This is a genomic window from Pseudoalteromonas sp. NFXS53 (genome assembly GCF_056629255.1).
Genome location: NZ_JBWVBR010000003.1, coordinates 144,159 through 162,057 on the forward strand (window position 1 = coordinate 144,159; position 17,899 = coordinate 162,057).

A 17,899-nucleotide genomic window follows, 5' to 3' on the forward strand; every position below is an offset into this window, starting at 1 on the left:
TTGCGCTCTTTTGACAAACAAAAGTTAGGAGTGGTCTTATGGCCGGTTTTGATAAAGTAGTGAATAGCTACGCCGAAGCAATGGCGGGTTTAAAAGATGGTGATACCATCATCGCCGGTGGTTTTGGTTTATGTGGGATCCCTGAAGGTTTAATTGCAGAAATTAAACGTCTACAAACCAAAGAGCTGACTGTTGTCTCTAACAACTGTGGTGTTGATGACTTTGGTTTAGGTATTTTATTACAAGACCGTCAGATCAAAAAAATCATCGCCTCTTATGTTGGTGAAAATGCCCTTTTCGAGCAGCAATTACTAGACGGCATCATCGACGTTGAGTTAACTCCGCAAGGCACATTGGCTGAGAAAATGCGTGCCGGTGGTGCTGGTATTCCTGGTTTCTATACTGCCACAGGTTACGGTACACCGATTGCTGAAGGTAAAGAAGTTAAAGAATTCAACGGTCGCCCTTATATTCTTGAAGAATCAATCACTGGTGAATTTGCTATTGTAAAAGCATGGAAAGCAGACCGTTACGGTAACCTTGTCTTCCGCCATACAGCAATGAACTTCAATCCTATGGCTGCAACGGCGGGCAAAATTACCGTTGCTGAAGTTGAAGAAATCGTTGAGCCGGGTGAACTTGAACCAAGTCAAATTCATACTCCAGGCATTTATGTAAACCGTGTTATCAAAGGTGACTTTGAAAAACGCATCGAACGCGTTACAACCAGTAAGTAAGGAGTATAACAATGGCTTTATCTCGTGAACAAGTTGCAATGCGTGTTGCGCAAGAACTTCAAGACGGTTATTACGTCAATTTAGGTATTGGTATTCCTACCCTAGTGGCTAACTATGTACCTGAGGGCATTGAAGTTATGCTGCAATCAGAAAATGGCTTATTAGGCATGGGTCCATACCCTACTGAAGACCAAGTTGATGCAGATATGATCAACGCGGGTAAAGAAACCGTGACAGCAGCGACAGGTGCCGCTATTTTTAATAGTGCCGAAAGCTTTGCCATGATCCGTGGTGGTCATGTAGACTTAACGGTTCTAGGTGCATTTGAAGTTGACCAAGAAGGTAATATCGCTTCTTGGATGATCCCGAAAAAATTAATCAAAGGCATGGGTGGCGCGATGGATTTAGTTGCCGGCGCACAAAACATCATCGTTACTATGACCCATGCTAGTAAACATGGCGACTCTAAATTATTAGAGAAATGCTCGCTACCTTTAACAGGCGTTAATTGCGTTAAGAAAATCGTAACTGACCTTGCCGTATTAGAAGTTAAAGATGGCGCATTTTATTTGCTAGAACGCGCGCCGGGTGTTACTGTTGATGAAATTATAAGCAAAACAGCGGGTAAGCTAATCGTAGATGGCGATATCCCTGAAATGCAGTTCTAATTCAGTGTCGACAATAACAACACTAATGTACCGACCTCATTCCCAGTGCTAATGCACTGAGTTACCCAAAACCCCTCAAACGAGGGGTTTTTTTTCGTCTATAACTTGCTACATTTAGTTACAAACTTAAATTATTTGTTTCAATTTAAGTGTTAAACTATGTACCGATAATATACAAACAATATGGACGTATAAAAATGAAAAAAACTGCGTTATCGGCGTTGGCTTTAGCTGTAAGCCTTGCCTTGACAGGTTGTAACTCAACAACCAACTCTGCTTCTCAAAATTCAGTCGTGGCAAGTTCAACACAAGCCTTACCAAGTATTGATATTGCTTACGATACTTTTACTTTAGACAATGGTTTAAAAGTTGTTGTTCATACAGATCGTAAAGCCCCTATCGTTGCTGTTAACGTTTGGTATAACGTTGGTTCAAAACATGAACCTGAAGGTAAGTCTGGTTTTGCTCACTTATTTGAACACTTAATGTTCAATGGTTCAGAAAACTATGATGATGAATACTTTGGTCCGTTTGAAAGAGCTGGCGCGACCGAAATGAATGGCACAACAAATAGTGACCGTACAAACTACTTCCAAAACGTACCAACTACCGCCATTGATATGGCCCTGTGGATGGAATCGGACCGTATGGGTCACCTGCTTGGCGCAATCACACAAGAAAAGTTAGACGAACAACGTGGCGTTGTACAAAACGAAAAGCGTCAAAGTGAAGGTCAGCCGTACGGTAAAATGTGGGAAGCAATTACAGTTAATACTTTCCCTAAAGGTCACCCTTATTCGTGGACAGTAATTGGTTCAATGGATGATCTTAATGCTGCATCACTAGATGACGTGCACCAATGGTTTAAAGACTACTACGGCCCTAATAATGCCGTATTAGTGCTAGCAGGTGACATTGACGTTGAAACAGCAAAAGAAAAAGCAAACAAATACTTTGGTGACATTAAACCAGGTAAACCAGTAGCGCAAATGGAAGCATGGGTTGCTAAGCGTAGTGGCGAGAAGCGTATGGTGATGCAAGACCGCGTTCCTGCGTCACGTGTTCTAAAAGTATGGAACACGGCTGAGCTTGGTACTGCCGATTCTGAATATCTTTCTCTTTTTGCTGATGTACTTGCTTCTGGAAAAAACAGTCGTCTTTACCAACGCTTAGTTTATCAAGAGCAACTTGCATCTAGCGTATTTGCGTTTAACTTCCAGCGCGTACTAGCCGGTCAGATTATTCTTGGTGCTGACGCGTTAGATAAGAGCAAGCTACCAGAGATTGAAGCCATCATTGATGAAGAACTAAATCGTTTAATCACTGAAGGGCCAACAGCTGATGAGCTTAACCGCATTAAGTTTGCAAATGCTTCAGGTTGGATCAAGCGAGTTGAAGGTGTAGGCGGTTTTGGTGGTAAGTCTGATGTTTTAGCGTCAGGTGCTATCTATCATAATGACCCGGGCTTTTATAAAAAATCACAAGAAATTCAGGCTAACGCTACTGTTAAAGATGTACAAAGAGCAGCTGAAAAATGGCTTACTGATGGTGAGTTTATCTTAACAATTAATCCTTTTGAAAAATATTCAGCTAACGAAAAAGGTGCTGATCGTTCAAAGGTACCAAGTGTTGATTCATTGCCAAAACTAGATTTGCCAGAAGTGCAAACTACAACACTAAGTAATGGTCTTGAAGTTGTTTTAGCAAAGCGTTCAGATACACCGACAGTTGAACTTAGCTTACAATTTGATTCTGGTTTCGCGACAGACATCGAAGCTAAATCTGGTTTAGCTAACTTCTCTATGTCAATGCTAGATGAAGGTACGACGAGTTTAGATGCGTTGAAATTAGCAGCTGAGCTAGAAAAGATTGGCGCGTCAGTAGGTGCATGGGCAAGCTTAGATACTTCATCTATGACCTTAAGCACACTTTCTGTTAACTGGGAAAAGAGTATTTCTCTTTTCGCAGATATTTTACAAAACCCTGCATTAAAAGACGCTGATATTGAGCGTGTAAGAAAATTAGTGCTTGATGGCATTAAGCAAGAGCAAGCTCGTCCGCAGACAAACGCTTACCGTATTCTTCCACCACTCCTTTATGGTGAAGGTCACCCATACGCACAACCTTTAACAGGTTCAGGTACTGAAGAAGACGTGAAAGCAATCACTAAAGCCGATATCGAAGCACATTTGAGAAAGTGGCTACGCCCTGACAACGCACGCATGGTAGTGGTTGGTGATATTGACCTAGATACTTTAACTGCTTCTCTTGAATCGCAACTAGGCCAATGGAAATCACCTAATACGGCAAAACCTGTTAAGCAATTCAAACAAGTTGCTGCACCTGAAAAAGCGCAAATCTTTGTACTTGATAAGCCAGAGGCACCGCAATCATTGATTATTGCAGGACTACTTGGCGAGTCACGCGACAACCTAAAACCAGGTCAAGACATTAAACTTGATGTTATGAACGCAATTTTAGGTGGTACATTTACTTCACGTATCAATATGAACCTACGTGAAGACAAAGGTTGGTCATACGGTGCGCGTAGTATGCTTATGAATGCACAAGCTCAATCTCCATTTATCGTGTATGCACCTGTTCAGACTGATAAAACAAAAGATTCTATCCAAGAAATCTTGAAAGAGCTGAACGGCTATATTAAGTCTGATTTAGCAAAAGAATCTGAGCTAGACAAAGTAGTGTCTAACAAGGTTGCTAAGATCCCAGGCAGTTACGAGAAAAAACGTAGTCTTCGTAATGCATTGGCAGATGCTTACAGCAAAGGTCGTACAATCGAATATCTTGAGCAATACGGTGAAAAAGTAAAATCGCTTGAACTTAAAGATATCCACAACGAAGCGAAAGGCTTAATCAACCCAAATCAACTAACTTGGGTTATTGTTGGCGATGTTGCCAAAATTAAGTCTCAGCTAGAAAGCTTAAACATTGGTGACATCACTTACCTTTAACATAAGCTGATTATTTAAAGTTTAAAAAGCAGTGTGGTTTTCCATACTGCTTTTTTTTTCGTAAAAATTCTAGTTTTTTTAATATGCTAATTTTGCATTTATGATACTTACTATAAAATAGGTTTTTTACTTTGGAGAGCAGTATGAGCCAAGCATTTAAAGTTATCCCCCCTACCACTAAAGTTTTCTGTCATGAACGCGGTGAAGGTTGGACCTTAACCGGGATAACTGATATCAACGAGCATACTTCAGTTATGTTTAACGGCACACGTTACACCATTCCTGCAAAAAAGATTATTGAGGAACTTTTACCAAACTTTGAAAAACAAATACAAAAGAATTAATTTTTATTTGAAAAATGTTAAATAAAAGACAATAATACTCGCATCTGCAAAGATAATAATGGATGCGCCTTCCCTTTATGGACTAAGACCCACATCAGTTTGGATTTGATGTGTCATTACTTTGTGTTTTCTATAGTTACGGAACTGTATTTAGGATTGCACTATGTATAAGTCTTTCATGTTATCGTCTTTGGCGATTGCGATTTCTGCTGCTTCATTCTCATTATTAGCGAATGAATGTAAAGGTGAGCTATACGGTATCAACGCTGGTCGCGGTGAAACCGCTATCTTATTTAAACTTGATGATCAACTTCAAACCGTAAAGGCTGACTCTGTCGCTGAGTTTAGCTCTGCTGCCTTAGCATACGATACTCAACAAAATAGAATCTACTATGTATCAGCACCAAGGGCGCTGGATTACAAAGTCGATATCAGTCATTTAAACTTATCTAGCTCAGATAAAAAGCATTTACCTATAGCTGGAAGCCGTTTTAAATATACAAAACTTGCCTATTTTGATGCAGAAACACAAGCACATGTAGAAGTAGGACGCACCAAAGGCGTGATTGCCCTCGCCTATGATGAAGCAAATAATCGTCTTATTGGCAGCACATTCTCAGAACTGTATGAGATTAACCCGCAAACTGGTGACTATAATAAACTTGCAGATTTAGGCACCTTAAGTGGCAAATATCGTGGTGATCTTGCTTTTTATAATGATGAATTAATTTTAGTTACCAGTACAACCGCATATAAAATCAATACATCTGACTATTCTATTGAAAAATTAGCGAAACACCATTTAACCGCAGTAACTGGTGCAACGGTTGATCATGCCGGTAACTTGATTATTAGCCGTACTAAAATCAATGATTTTGGCCATACCAATAAGTCTGAGCTTTTCAAACTTAATCCGCATTCTGGTAATACATGCTTTATTTCTGAAGTGCCAGTTAGGCTGAACGACTTGGCAACCAATACCTCCGAAACAACGGCTTGTTACGCAGCGCCAATCTGTGAAACAGATCCACTGCCAGTTATTTCATTATCAGCAATTGAAGATACTGTCACTGAAGGCCAAACCTTATCTTTCGCTGTAAGCCTATCTAACAGCTATTATCAAGACGTTGAAGTTGAGGTTTCGGCAATTGAAGGGTCAGCCACTAGCGCTGACTATACTTTCCCAACACAGATAATCACATTTGCTGCTGGTGATACAACTACTTCTATTGAAATTCCAACGATTGATAATGATGAATATAGTGAGACTAAAGCTTTTTCTGTACAAGCTACAGCAAGCTTGAATAGTACTGGAAGTGCAAATCTACCTGCAATGATCCTAAACGATGATGCTCAATGCGTTCCAGTTCCACATACCAAAATAAACTATCAATTTGTCAGTGAAAGTGCGGGTTACAACAATGATTGGGGCATAAAAGTTAATAATCAATTTATCAAATTACTCGATGAATATGGTGGCTCTGGTAGTTACCAATTACCTGCTTCAACGCATTTTGACTATGCACTCGCACTCAATGGCAATGCTTCAAAACTTACCAACAACTTTAGGTGGCATGGACAAACACAGTATTGGGAAGATCAAAATGATGCTGATTACAATGACTTCGTAGTTCAAGTTTGGACAGAACAAATTCAAGTAGGCTGTAATTAAATCAGCTTAAAGGGAGCATTCAGCTCCCTTTTTTATTGTATCTTTTATGCTCAACTAGACTTAGATCAATGCACTGCTCAAAACGTCCTTTATAGTAAGGTGTTACCAATATAATTTTTTGGATAAGGAAGCGCCCGTGCAATCAAATAATATAGAGCAATTTCCAACCACACCGTCTGATCATGTTGAAGAGTCAAAAAGCGAGATGGTATTTGACCTAAATGTCAAAAATCCACCAATGAAGTGGAACGCAGATGGTAAATACCCCTATTCATCAAAGATGGATGTCGTAGAGTACGAAAGACACAAACATGAATTGCAAATTGAACTTTTAAAAATGCAAGGTTGGGTAAAACAAACCAACCAACGCATTGTTGTGTTATTCGAGGGTCGGGATGCAGCAGGTAAAGGTGGTACAATTAAACGCTTTATGGAACACCTAAACCCCCGTGGCGCACATGTCATCGCACTCGAGAAACCCAATGCCAGGGAGCGTAATCAGTGGTATTTTCAACGTTATATTCAGCACTTACCTACAAAAGGAGAAATCATTCTATTCGACCGCTCTTGGTATAACCGTGCTGGTGTAGAAAAAGTCATGGGCTTTTGTGATGATAATGAATACCTCGAATTTATGCGCCAGACACCCGACCTTGAACGCATGCTGGTTAACAGCGGTATCAAATTATTTAAATATTGGTTCTCTGTTAGCCGTGAAGAACAATTTAGACGCTTCAAGTCTCGTCAAAACGACCCATTAAAGCAATGGAAGCTTAGCCCTGTTGATATGGCCTCATTGTCTAAATGGCACGATTACAGTGAAGCGAAAGATGCCATGATGTTTCATACGCATACCAAAGATGCACCATGGACCCAGATCCGCTCTGACGACAAAAAGCGTGGTCGTATTAACTGTATGAGACACTTCTTAAGCTGCTTAGATTACCCAGGCAAAGATGAAGACGTGGTTAATCAAGTTGACCCTCTGATTGTCGGCGAGCCGAGTTCTTTCGAACGTAAATAAGGAGTCACAATGGAAGATTTAATATTAGATGCCGATCTTGTTTTTGAAGACAGACTGACGAAACTGGAAAAAATAATACAATTAAGCCAGCTAGAAGTTGAGCGCACATCGGCAATTGCAAAAGACGCTTCTGATAAAGCACAACTTGCTGTTGAGCAGGCGAAAGAAGCAGAAAATGCCGCTGAAAAAGCCATTAAGAAACTGAAATATGCAACTAAGCAACTCAAAGATGCTAAAGTAATGAAAATTGCCCAAAAGAAAGCATCTAAAAAGTCTGCCATCAAGCGGGCTAAGAAAATGGCGAAGAATAAGAAAGCGGATACATCAGCAGCTTGATTAAATAAAATGATATGCCATGCGTTTTTAAGAATGGCATATCTAACTTTTAAATAAGTAACTATAAATACTGTATATTGACTACCTTTCAACTAGCCAGATCCGGTACCTCGCTTTAAATCTATATTATTATTTAAAATTCTTAAATAGCCCTCTCGATCATTATTTTCAGTGATTTTCCAATAAAAGTCTTTGCTTTCGTAAACTGGCTTCATATCGTGTTTAGACTTTACTGACAACGCAAAAACATCTTTTTTGTTTGCGTGCTGAATTAAGGCGACTTCATCAATATCGAATGTCAATGTGATGTTTTTAAAGAAAAATCTAGAAATGCTAATAACATTTTTGTCAAAGCATAAAGTTAATTTAGTCTCCAAAGTCACTAAAATATATACAAAGGAGAATATAAACCAGCCAAATATGAAACAGCTAAGTACAAATAAGAGTTTTGGCTCAGCTAATAAACTTTGCGCTTTAAATTTTGTTGCAGCCATTTGTGGGTCAAACACAGCACTAGATATATAAATAGCAAAACCAAGATAAAAAGTTAAACAAAGTAAGATGTATGTTTTTCGACATTTAAATTCGATTGTCTGTCTAACAGAATTAACACTACTCTCTTGGTATTTGTTACCCCTATCAAAGCAATGCATTGCAATTTTCCTTAATTATCCCAATTAAATCTAATACATTAAATCAAATCACCAATATAGGAACAATTGTTTTTGTATATGTTTTAACATTCGATAAATCCCCTTTCCTCTGCTAATAACAATAGAGTCACAGTTATTGAAAAAGGAAATTGCTATGTCTGAAAATACCCCGGGCTCGTATCGTCATTTCTTAGGTAACCCAATAGCAAAGCCGCCCTGCCGAATGCTCAATGCTAAAATGTATGGCTTTTTTATCAAAGGTACTTACAGCACCATCACAGAATTTATAAATAACACTTTAAATTCTGTGCCTTCCGATAACGTTTATTTCAAACCCCTTTCAGAATATTGCTTACTCACCTTTACAGATATTGAAAATATAGCTTCTAAAGTCGAACCGTTTAGTCAATACGGTTGGATGCAAGAGACTGACATTATTATTTGGTTGCCAATCGCTAAAGTCGATAAAGCCTCAAAAAAAGCTTTGCATATTTATTGGTATCCAGCGTTTATCACCGTAAATAATATTAACGCCTTAGTGAATGGTCGAGAAACCTGGGGCTATAACAAGTATTTATGTGACTACACTATGCCAAGTGACTATAAACACGCTGACAATTTTTCTTTAAGCCTCGAAACCTTTCAGCCGTTTAACCCAAATACCAAAATGGACTTTCATGAATTGCTCAGCATTAAACGTTTTTCAGATGGTGATTCACTATTTGAAGAAATCATAGAAGTTGGTCAAGAAGTGGCTGAGCTTATCCATGCGAGTATAGAGGAGATCCAAATAAGTACAGAGCTTATAAAACAATTTATGAGTGGCATTAAAAATCCGCAAATGGATCAAATTCTGTTTAAGCAATTTCCAGATGGTTTTGCCCATAATGCCGTATATAGCGCTGTTGTGCATTCTCCATCAACAGTCAAAGACATTCATAAAATCGCTATGCTTAAAGACGAATACGAAGTCACCATCAATAAGCTCGATGCCTTTCCTTTTGATGATATGTTCGGAATCGAGATAGGTAAGCAAACGGCAATGCTGCCCTATTATGTGTGTATGGACTTTGACCAAGACGGCGCGTACGAACTTATTTCAAGTAACAGCTAAAGGAGCTGACTATGGCTAAGGAAAAAATCGTTATTTTAGGTGGTGGCGTTGCAGCAATGACATCAGCTCTTTACTTGACAGAAAATGAAAACTGGCAAGAGAAATATGACATTACAGTCTACCAACTAGGTTGGCGTTTAGGCGGTAAAGGCGCCAGTGGCAGGAACCCTTATTTAGGACAAAGAATTGAAGAGCATGGCCTACATGTGTGGTTTGGCGCTTATGTTAATTCATTTCGCGCTATTGAAACTGTTTATAACCAATTGAACAGACCAGACAATATGCCCTTGAGTACCTGGCAAGAAGCATTTAAGCCGCATAGCTTTGTGGTGTTACAAGAGTACATTGAAAATGAGTGGCAAACTTGGCCAGTAGACTTTCCAACAATTGAGGGGAACCCTGCTGATGGCACACTCGATCTGCATTTTTGGCAATTGCTCGAAGTGCTCATTGCATGGCTTCATAAATTCATAGAATCATTAGAAGACGAAATTGAACAAGCAAATAAAGTCACTAAGTTACAAACAAAAAAGTCTAGAGATAGAAGCCTGTTACAACACTTGGCCACTGAGATAACCGATGCCTTCGATGACATTGAAGACGAAGTGAGTGATTTTTTTGACTCAGCACATGATGAACTAAAAGAAATTTGGTCTTCGCCTAAGATACTGGCAACTCAACTCAAGCACCTTTTATCCCTCAGATCGAATGATAAAAATCTACAAAACCCAAGAGACAGGCTTGTTGTTTGGTACATAGTACGAAAATTAAAACGCTGGTTAAATAGTGAGGCAATTGAACTACTCGATGATAATCCAACGATACGTCGTGCTTATATCTGCGCTGATTTAGCCATCGCAATGACGACAGGTCTAATAAAAGACAAAGTGTTCTCAAAAGGCTTTGGTTCAATCAATAACATTGATTTCAAAGCTTGGCTCAAAAAGAATGGCGCTAACGAAAAGTACAGTGTTCAATCAGCGCCTGTAATCGGTTTTTACGATTTAGTATTCGGTTATGTTGATGGTGATTTTAGTAAAGGGGATGTTGAAGCTGGTGTTGCAAGTTTAGCCATGCTCAGACTTATGCTTTGTTACCACGGCGGAGTTATGTGGAAGATGCAAGCAGGCATGGGCGATGTAATATTTTCACCTATTTACGAATTGCTAAAACAGCGCGGAGTAAAATTTGAATTCTTCCATCAGGTTGATGCCTTAAAGCCCGCAACCAATAGTCAGACAGATAATTTCATTGATGAAATTGTTATGACTGAACAAGTTGTATTGAAGTCTAATAACTATGATCCACTAGTAGATGTTAAAGGTTTACCTTGCTGGCCCTCCTACCCGATTTATGACCAAATTGAAGACGCGCAAGCTAATTTATTAAAAGATAAAGATATTAATTTAGAATCATTTTGGAGCGATTGGCCTAAAGTTTATGAGGCAGAATTTGGGCATAATTTACCGAAAAAGACCCTAAAGCAAGGACAAGATTTCAACAAAGTAATTTTTGGTATTTCAGTCGCTTCTATTGCGCACTTATGTCCAGAACTAATCGCAATAGATGCAAAATTCAAACAACAAGTGACTGAGGTTAAAGCTGTCGCCACGCAAGTATTTCAGTTATGGATGAATAAAACGGATGAGCAGCTTGGTTTTAACTATATTCCCGAAAGCCAAGAGCGCCCTATTCTAAGTAGTTTTTCTCAGCCTTTTGATACCTGGGCTGCTATGTCAAACTTATTAGATAAAGAAGATTGGCCACTGAACAATCATCCCAAAAATCTCGCTTATTTTTGTAGTGCCTATACGTGTGATGACTATCCAGGTAAAGATGTACATGACTTCCCCTCTCAACAAAAAGCCATTGTAAAACAAAACGCGCTCGAAAAATTAAATAGAGAAATGAAACCATTATGGCCTGAAGCCTATCACGGTGATGAATTTAATTGGGATGTTCTTTACTCTCCAAATAATCTATCGGGGGAATCGCGTTTTGATGAACAATACTGGCGTGTAAACGTTGACCCTTCAGAGCGTTATGTATTGTCAGTCACAAATAGTAGCCAATATCGATTAGCCACTGATGGTACTATTTTTAGTAATTTATTTATTACTGGAGATTGGATAAAAACTGGCGTAAATGCCGGGTGTGTTGAAGCAGCAGTAATGGCTGGCATGCAAACATCCAGAGCCATTTGCGGTATACCTGAGCAAATAAGTGGCGAAAATGGATTTGAGCCTGATGGCGCAATTTAATATCAATTATATTTATAGCAACTATTTTTGGTATTGATGTAAATTATTATGTATTTGCGATAGAATCGCAGTGCAAGTAATTGATAGATTCAAAATATCATACATAAAGTCGGCTATAATATAAGTCGGCTTTTATGAGCATTTTCGTTGGGCAATTTAATTTAGCACTAAGTTGCTCACTTCGTATCAAGTAAAAAACACCGAGAGTTTTCTATGAGTTTGTATACAGAATACATGGAAGAGATCCAAACGCGTAAAGCGGAACTTGGACTTAGCCCAAAACCAATCGACAACGCAGAGCTTCTGTCTGAAATCATTGCTCAAATTAAAGATACAACAAATGAGCACCGTGAAGATTCTTTAAACTTCTTCATCTACAACACACTGCCTGGTACTACATCTGCGGCAGGCGTAAAAGCGCAATTCTTAAAAGAGATCATTCTTGGTGAAGAATCTGTGGCCGAAATCTCAGCTGATTTTGCATTTGAACTACTTTCTCACATGAAAGGTGGTCCATCTATCGCTGTACTACTTGACCTTGCACTAGGTAACGACGAAGCGATTGCAAAGCAAGCTGCTGACGTACTTAAAACACAAGTTTTCTTATATGATGCAGACACTTCTCGTCTACAAGAAGCATATAAAGCTGGCAACGCAGTTGCAAAAGAAATTCTTGAAAGCTATGCGAATGCTGAGTTCTTCACTAAACTTCCTGACGTTCCAGAAAAAATTGAAGTAGTGACTTACATTGCGGGTGAAGGTGACATCTCAACTGACTTACTTTCTCCTGGTCACCAAGCACACTCACGTGCTGACCGTGAACTTCACGGCCAGTGCATGATCACGCCTGAAGCACAACAAGAAATCGTTGCACTTAAAGAAAAGCACCCTAATGCGAAAGTAATGCTTATCGCAGAAAAAGGTACTATGGGTGTTGGTTCTTCACGTATGTCTGGTGTGAACAACGTAGCACTTTGGGCAGGTGAGCAAGCAAGCCCATACGTTCCATTCATCAACATTGCACCTGTTGTTGCAGGTACTAACGGTATCGCACCTATCTTCCTTACAACGGTTGATGTAACGGGTGGTATTGGTCTTGACCTTAAAAACTGGGTTAAGAAAGTAGATGCTGATGGTAATACAGTGACTGATGAAAACGGCGACCCTGTATTAGAAGAAGCGTACTCTGTAGCAACGGGTACTGTGCTAACTATAGATACTAAAGCTAAAAAGCTATTCAACGGTGAAGAAGAGCTAGCTGATATTTCATCAGCGTTCACACCACAAAAAGTTGAATTCATGAAAGCTGGTGGTTCTTACGCGGTTGTATTCGGTAAGAAGCTTCAAACACTAGCAGCAGAAACACTTGGTGTTACTGCACCAGCAGTTTATGCGCCATCAAAAGAAATCTCTCATGAAGGTCAAGGTCTTACTGCTGTTGAGAAAATCTTCAACCGTAATGCGGTGGGTGTTCAGTCTGAAACTCCACTTCACGCTGGTTCAAACGTACGTGTTAAAGTTAACATCGTAGGTTCTCAAGATACAACAGGTCCTATGACTTGTCAGGAACTTGAAGCGATGGCTGCTTCAACTATTTCTCCACTTGTTGACGGTGCATACCAATCAGGTTGTCACACTGCATCAGTATGGGATTCAAAAGCGCAAGCTAATATTCCAAAACTAATGGCGTTCATGAACAAGTTTGGCCTTATCACAGCACGTGATCCAAAAGGCGTTTACCATTCAATGACTGACGTAATCCACAAAGTATTAAACGATATTACTGTGGACGACCGTGCAATCATCATCGGTGGTGACTCACACACACGTATGTCTAAAGGCGTAGCGTTCGGTGCTGACTCAGGTACTGTTGCACTAGCACTTGCAACAGGTGAATCTGCAATGCCAATTCCTGATTCTGTTAAAGTAACATTTAAAGGCAAAATGGCTAAGCACATGGACTTCCGTGACGTGGTACACGCAACGCAAGCGCAAATGCTTAAGCAGTTTGGCGGCGAGAACGTGTTCCAAGGTCGTATTATCGAAGTTCACATCGGTACATTAATGGCTGACCAAGCGTTCACATTCACTGACTGGACTGCAGAAATGAAAGCGAAAGCTTCAATCTGTATTTCAAACGACGAAACACTAATTAAGTCAATCGAACTTGCTAAGAGCCGTATCCAGATCATGATCAACAAGGGTATGGAAAACGAAGCTAAGACACTTCAAGGTCTTATCGACTTAGCTGATGAGCGTATCGCAGGTATCAAGTCTGGTGAACAACCAGCCCTTGCACCAGATGACAACGCTAAGTACTACGCAGAAGTAGTGGTTAACCTTGACGAAATCGTTGAGCCAATGATTGCTGATCCAGACGTAAACAATGAAGACGTTTCTCGTCGTTACACGCACGATGTAATTCGCCCTGTATCTTTCTACGATGGTAAGTCTGTTGACCTTGGTTTCGTTGGTTCTTGTATGGTTCACAAAGGTGACATGCAGATCATCGCGCAAATGCTTCGTAACCTTGAGAAACAAAACGGTTCTATCGAGTTCAAAGCACCACTAGTTGTTGCGCCGCCAACGTACAACATTGTTGATGAGCTTAAAGCTGAAGGTGATTGGGAAGTTCTTGCTAAGTACGCAGGCTTTGAGTTTGATGATGCAAATCCAAAAACTGCAGCACGTACTAAGTACGAAAACATTCTTTATCTAGAGCGCCCAGGTTGTAACCTTTGTATGGGTAACCAAGAAAAAGCGGAACCTGGTGATACTGTAATCGCAACTTCTACACGTCTATTCCAAGGCCGTGTTGTTGCTGATACTGCAGAGAAGAAAGGTGAATCACTTCTTGGTTCAACACCATTAGTAGTACTTTCTACTATTCTTGGTCGCTTCCCTACTATGGCTGAATACTCAGCTGCAGTTGAAGGCATTGACCTAACAGCATTTACGCCACTTGAAGAAGAGCTAACTACTAAGTATGGTTCTGAAAAAGCGGTACCTGTAAAAGTTGTTGAAGCTTAATATTATTAAACTTCCTTAACTTTAAAAACGCGGTGAGTATTTCTTACCGCGTTTTTATTTTTCAAAACGCTTTACGAAATTAATAACCTCTCTTTTTGGTAATGCTTTTTGATATACCCAGCCTTGTACTACCTCAATTTTTAAATCATTAATAAAAGCCAACTGTTCTTGCGTTTCTACACCTTCAGCAACAATCGATTTATCCATCTTATGCAGTAATTCAACAATATGTTGATAAAATTCTTTTCCTTTCAGTGTTCCAGTATCGTCTAGTAATGATTTATCAAGCTTAATGTATTTTATTGGTAGCTCTGACAACATGGCCAAACTAGAATAGCCTGTTCCAAAATCATCGATAACGGTATGTATATTTGCATTTTGTAGGCTTTTTATATTCTTAAGCACCGTTTTCTTATCTGTTAGATAACTTGATTCAACTATTTCGATTTTTAGCTGACTTGGAAAATCTTTAAATACTTCACAGATATATTCTACTAACAAACTGTTTGTCATAACCTTTGGATTAACATTAATGCTAATGACTGGTTTAAATCCTTTGCTATTAAAAAACAATAAATCTCTATGTGCTTGTTCAATAACCCACATATCAATAATCTCTGTTTCATCGTGTTTGATTAAGGTATCTAAGAAATAAGGACCAACAATATCACCTGACTGCTTTTCGAGTCTTAGTAACGCTTCGAAACCAGAAACGGTTTTTGAAAATTGACAAATTTGTGGTTGATAATAAAGTAGCAGTCTACCGTTACTGATGTCTGTGAGGACTTCTTTCAGTGCTTTATTTGCTTTTTCTATATCTATTTGGTGTGCAATAAAATCTGACTCACCTTTATTACGAAGCTGCTCTGAGATGTTGAGTTGATCACTTAATTTACTTATGGCCTTATCAAAATTGATTTGTTCACTGTGCCATTTTAAAAATGGGTAATAAACTAATGTGTTTAAGCATAATAAAAGTAATTGCAGTAACACCCCAGAGAAGCCTTGAGACACCATGAACCCATTTACCAATGTAGGTGTCATCCAACTAATGGTTTCATTACTCACGTTAACTAACCCATAATCTATAACGGTATAAGAAATCAGAAAGTTAATTGTTGGTGCCATTACAAAAGGAATTAGCATGATCGGGTTTAAAAATATCGGTAATGCAAAAAGAATGATTTCGCAAAAGTTGAAAGCCGTAAATGGAATTGAAAGTTTAGCGATGTTTTTTTCATGTGAGCCAGATTTCAAGAATAGAGCAGCAATAATTAGCCCAGCGAAACAGCCAGTCCCTCCTATTAAAACAAATGTGTCATAAAAGGTTTTCGCAGGTAGGTTTCCTATAATTGGCTGCATTAAGTAATTTGCGTCAAATACCATATTAAAAGTATTGTCGCCATGAATGCCTAAAAACCAAAGTCCGTGTGTAAACAGCATTCTTTCAAACGTTAATTCGGCTATCGTTGATTGGCTAATATCTGGTGTTATCCAAGAAGCTATCAGATCACCAGCAAAATTAATCACTGGCATAAATGTATAAAAACTGAAGAATGTCAGTGTAAAAGGTAAGATAATCAGTAGTTTCTCGCTCAAAAAACGACTTATATGATGAAAGTATTTATCTAAATTAGGATGAAGGTTTACCAGCAACTTTAAGATCAGGCTACTTAAACAAGGAATAATGACCGCATAGGGTGTGCCGCCAGTAGGATCAAGTCTAAATGATTCGCCATCATAATTGATATACTGCCCATGAAGTGAAAAACAGAGCAGCGCTAGCATGGCTCCCACCACACCACTTTGTCCAAAGTTCTTGCTAATAAAAAAACCGATGGAAATAGAAACAATAACTGGAAATAATGAAAGCACTAAAGAAGCACTTGCCAGTATGACTGAATATGCATGATCGCTTGGTGCCACAATATTGAACTTTACAGCACTATTTAACAGTAAAATAGCGATGGCACTGCTCACAAAATAGGGGATCAAAGCAATGAAGGCTTCACGTAAAGACAGAAGAAATCGACTGTGTAATACCGCCTTTACTGAACGTTTCGCTGTTTCAAATGACAAAAAAGCGCCCCAAATATTATTGTTAAATTAAGTATAATCCTCTTCTGAATAACTGCGAATAAATCATTAAAATTAGTCTTTGTGTGAGCTTATAAGTGCTTCAACGATGGCATTTGACAATGGATTTTCTTGGTTATTTTTCGAAATGATTAAACTCACGGGGATCTGATATGTATAATTTTCTGGCTCTATGACCTTCATTAGACCTTTATTAACCCAGAAACTCGCGTAATGTTCTGGAAGATAACCAATAAATTCACCAGATAAAATTAAATGAGCAATGCCTTCATCGTGATATGCGGTTGCACTGTTTTGATAATTCAAACCATCATTTCTGACTTCTTTGTCTCTCATATAATTTGAAGTAATCACTTCAGCATCAGATAAACGCTCAGACAATACCTTTCCTTCTAAAGAGAACAGTTCATGGCCTTTCCCACAATAAAGATAGTTACTTTCATTATGTAGCGGAATATATTCAAGCCCTCTTATATGATGACGACTCACACCTAAACCTACGAGTGAACGACCATTTATTACTGAAGTTTCAACTTCTCTGGCCTCACAAACATTAATATCAAATTGAATATTCTTACTTAGCTGGCGAAGTGACGCTATCGCTTGTGCAACGCCACAGCGAGGATCACTCACCATGGTATCTATGACAGAGATACTCACTCGACCCGATAGTTCATTTTTAGAACTAGCTATAGTATTTGCAAAGGCTTCACATTGACGTAAGAGCTCTAAAGAAGCTTGATAGGTTACTCTACCCGGCTCTGTTAACTCAAAACCACTTCTACCTCGCTTACAAAGTTTTATGCCTAAACGAACCTCTAAGTCCGATAAATGGGAACTAATGGTAGAACGTCCAATATTTAATCTTGATTCTGCAGCAGATAAACCACCACACTCTACGATTGCAACAAAAACTCTCAATAATTTGAGATCTACGTCATGTATTTGCATTAATGTGCCAAATATATAGTTTGATAAAACCGGAATGAAT

Annotated in this window: 13 protein-coding genes; 10 read left to right on the forward strand and 3 right to left on the reverse strand. The window is 39.0% G+C overall.

Annotated features, from left to right (window positions below; genetic code table 11):
- Nucleotides 1–38 precede the first annotated feature (38 nt).
- From AC1HJP_RS05340 to AC1HJP_RS05370, 7 genes are all read left to right on the forward strand, one after another.
- A complete protein-coding gene (locus AC1HJP_RS05340; protein WP_058029874.1) occupies nt 39–737 on the forward strand; it encodes a CoA transferase subunit A in 699 nt (232 codons plus the stop codon).
- Nucleotides 738–748: 11 nt separating this feature from the next.
- On the forward strand, nt 749–1,405 hold the full coding sequence (locus tag AC1HJP_RS05345; RefSeq protein WP_480360821.1) for a CoA transferase subunit B: 657 nt from the start codon (nt 749–751) through the stop codon (nt 1,403–1,405).
- Between the two features lie 197 nt (nt 1,406–1,602).
- Nucleotides 1,603–4,377, forward strand: a complete 2,775-nt coding sequence (locus tag AC1HJP_RS05350) for a M16 family metallopeptidase (RefSeq protein ID WP_480360824.1) — start codon at nt 1,603–1,605, stop codon at nt 4,375–4,377.
- A 143-nt stretch (nt 4,378–4,520) separates the two neighbouring features.
- Nucleotides 4,521–4,721 carry a hypothetical protein gene (locus tag AC1HJP_RS05355; RefSeq protein WP_480360826.1) on the forward strand — a complete coding sequence of 67 codons (201 nt, stop codon included), beginning with the start codon at nt 4,521–4,523 and terminating at the stop codon, nt 4,719–4,721.
- 163 nt (nt 4,722–4,884) lie between these two features.
- Nucleotides 4,885–6,393 (forward strand): hemolysin, encoded by a 1,509-nt coding sequence (locus AC1HJP_RS05360; protein ID WP_480360828.1) that lies wholly within the window; start codon nt 4,885–4,887, stop codon nt 6,391–6,393.
- 136 nt (nt 6,394–6,529) lie between these two features.
- Nucleotides 6,530–7,417, forward strand: a complete 888-nt coding sequence (gene ppk2 / locus AC1HJP_RS05365; protein ID WP_480360830.1) for a polyphosphate kinase 2 — start codon at nt 6,530–6,532, stop codon at nt 7,415–7,417.
- Nucleotides 7,418–7,426: 9 nt separating this feature from the next.
- Complete coding sequence (locus tag AC1HJP_RS05370) at nt 7,427–7,753, forward strand: hypothetical protein (protein WP_480360832.1); 327 nt, start codon at nt 7,427–7,429, stop codon at nt 7,751–7,753.
- Between the two features lie 92 nt (nt 7,754–7,845).
- Here AC1HJP_RS05370 and AC1HJP_RS05375 read toward each other — a convergent pair whose 3' ends face one another.
- Entirely contained in the window at nt 7,846–8,406 is a 561-nt protein-coding gene (locus tag AC1HJP_RS05375) for a hypothetical protein (RefSeq protein WP_480360834.1), read from the reverse strand.
- A gap of 154 nt (nt 8,407–8,560) precedes the next feature.
- On the opposite strand from AC1HJP_RS05375, the gene AC1HJP_RS05380 reads away from it, so the two are divergent.
- The 3 genes from AC1HJP_RS05380 to AC1HJP_RS05390 all read left to right on the forward strand — a co-directional run bounded on the left by AC1HJP_RS05380 (nt 8,561) and on the right by AC1HJP_RS05390 (nt 14,811).
- Nucleotides 8,561–9,520, forward strand: a complete 960-nt coding sequence (locus AC1HJP_RS05380; RefSeq protein WP_480360837.1) for an acetoacetate decarboxylase — start codon at nt 8,561–8,563, stop codon at nt 9,518–9,520.
- 11 nt (nt 9,521–9,531) lie between these two features.
- The gene (locus AC1HJP_RS05385) at nt 9,532–11,781 is read left to right on the forward strand and encodes an NAD(P)-binding protein (RefSeq protein ID WP_480360839.1); all 2,250 of its coding nucleotides are present in this window, start codon (nt 9,532–9,534) and stop codon (nt 11,779–11,781) included.
- Nucleotides 11,782–11,994: 213 nt separating this feature from the next.
- A complete protein-coding gene (locus AC1HJP_RS05390; RefSeq protein WP_480360842.1) occupies nt 11,995–14,811 on the forward strand; it encodes a bifunctional aconitate hydratase 2/2-methylisocitrate dehydratase in 2,817 nt (938 codons plus the stop codon).
- A 54-nt stretch (nt 14,812–14,865) separates the two neighbouring features.
- Here AC1HJP_RS05390 and AC1HJP_RS05395 read toward each other — a convergent pair whose 3' ends face one another.
- On the reverse strand, nt 14,866–16,890 hold the full coding sequence (locus tag AC1HJP_RS05395) for an EAL domain-containing protein (RefSeq protein WP_480360844.1): 2,025 nt from the start codon (nt 16,888–16,890) through the stop codon (nt 14,866–14,868).
- 72 nt (nt 16,891–16,962) lie between these two features.
- Nucleotides 16,963–17,859: a LysR family transcriptional regulator gene (locus tag AC1HJP_RS05400; protein WP_480360846.1), complete on the reverse strand. Its 897-nt coding sequence runs from the start codon at nt 17,857–17,859 to the stop codon at nt 16,963–16,965.
- Nucleotides 17,860–17,899: the final 40 nt, after the last annotated feature.

Coding starts and splice junctions, on each gene's coding strand:
- AC1HJP_RS05370 (WP_480360832.1), top strand. CDS start 7,427: ATGGAAGATTTAATATTAGATGCCGATCTTGTTTTTGAAGACAGACTG.
- AC1HJP_RS05400 (WP_480360846.1), bottom strand. CDS start 17,859: ATGCAAATACATGACGTAGATCTCAAATTATTGAGAGTTTTTGTTGCA.
- AC1HJP_RS05375 (WP_480360834.1), bottom strand. CDS start 8,406: ATGCATTGCTTTGATAGGGGTAACAAATACCAAGAGAGTAGTGTTAAT.
- AC1HJP_RS05390 (WP_480360842.1), top strand. CDS start 11,995: ATGAGTTTGTATACAGAATACATGGAAGAGATCCAAACGCGTAAAGCG.
- AC1HJP_RS05360 (WP_480360828.1), top strand. CDS start 4,885: ATGTATAAGTCTTTCATGTTATCGTCTTTGGCGATTGCGATTTCTGCT.
- AC1HJP_RS05340 (WP_058029874.1), top strand. CDS start 39: ATGGCCGGTTTTGATAAAGTAGTGAATAGCTACGCCGAAGCAATGGCG.
- AC1HJP_RS05385 (WP_480360839.1), top strand. CDS start 9,532: ATGGCTAAGGAAAAAATCGTTATTTTAGGTGGTGGCGTTGCAGCAATG.
- AC1HJP_RS05355 (WP_480360826.1), top strand. CDS start 4,521: ATGAGCCAAGCATTTAAAGTTATCCCCCCTACCACTAAAGTTTTCTGT.
- AC1HJP_RS05380 (WP_480360837.1), top strand. CDS start 8,561: ATGTCTGAAAATACCCCGGGCTCGTATCGTCATTTCTTAGGTAACCCA.
- AC1HJP_RS05345 (WP_480360821.1), top strand. CDS start 749: ATGGCTTTATCTCGTGAACAAGTTGCAATGCGTGTTGCGCAAGAACTT.
- AC1HJP_RS05350 (WP_480360824.1), top strand. CDS start 1,603: ATGAAAAAAACTGCGTTATCGGCGTTGGCTTTAGCTGTAAGCCTTGCC.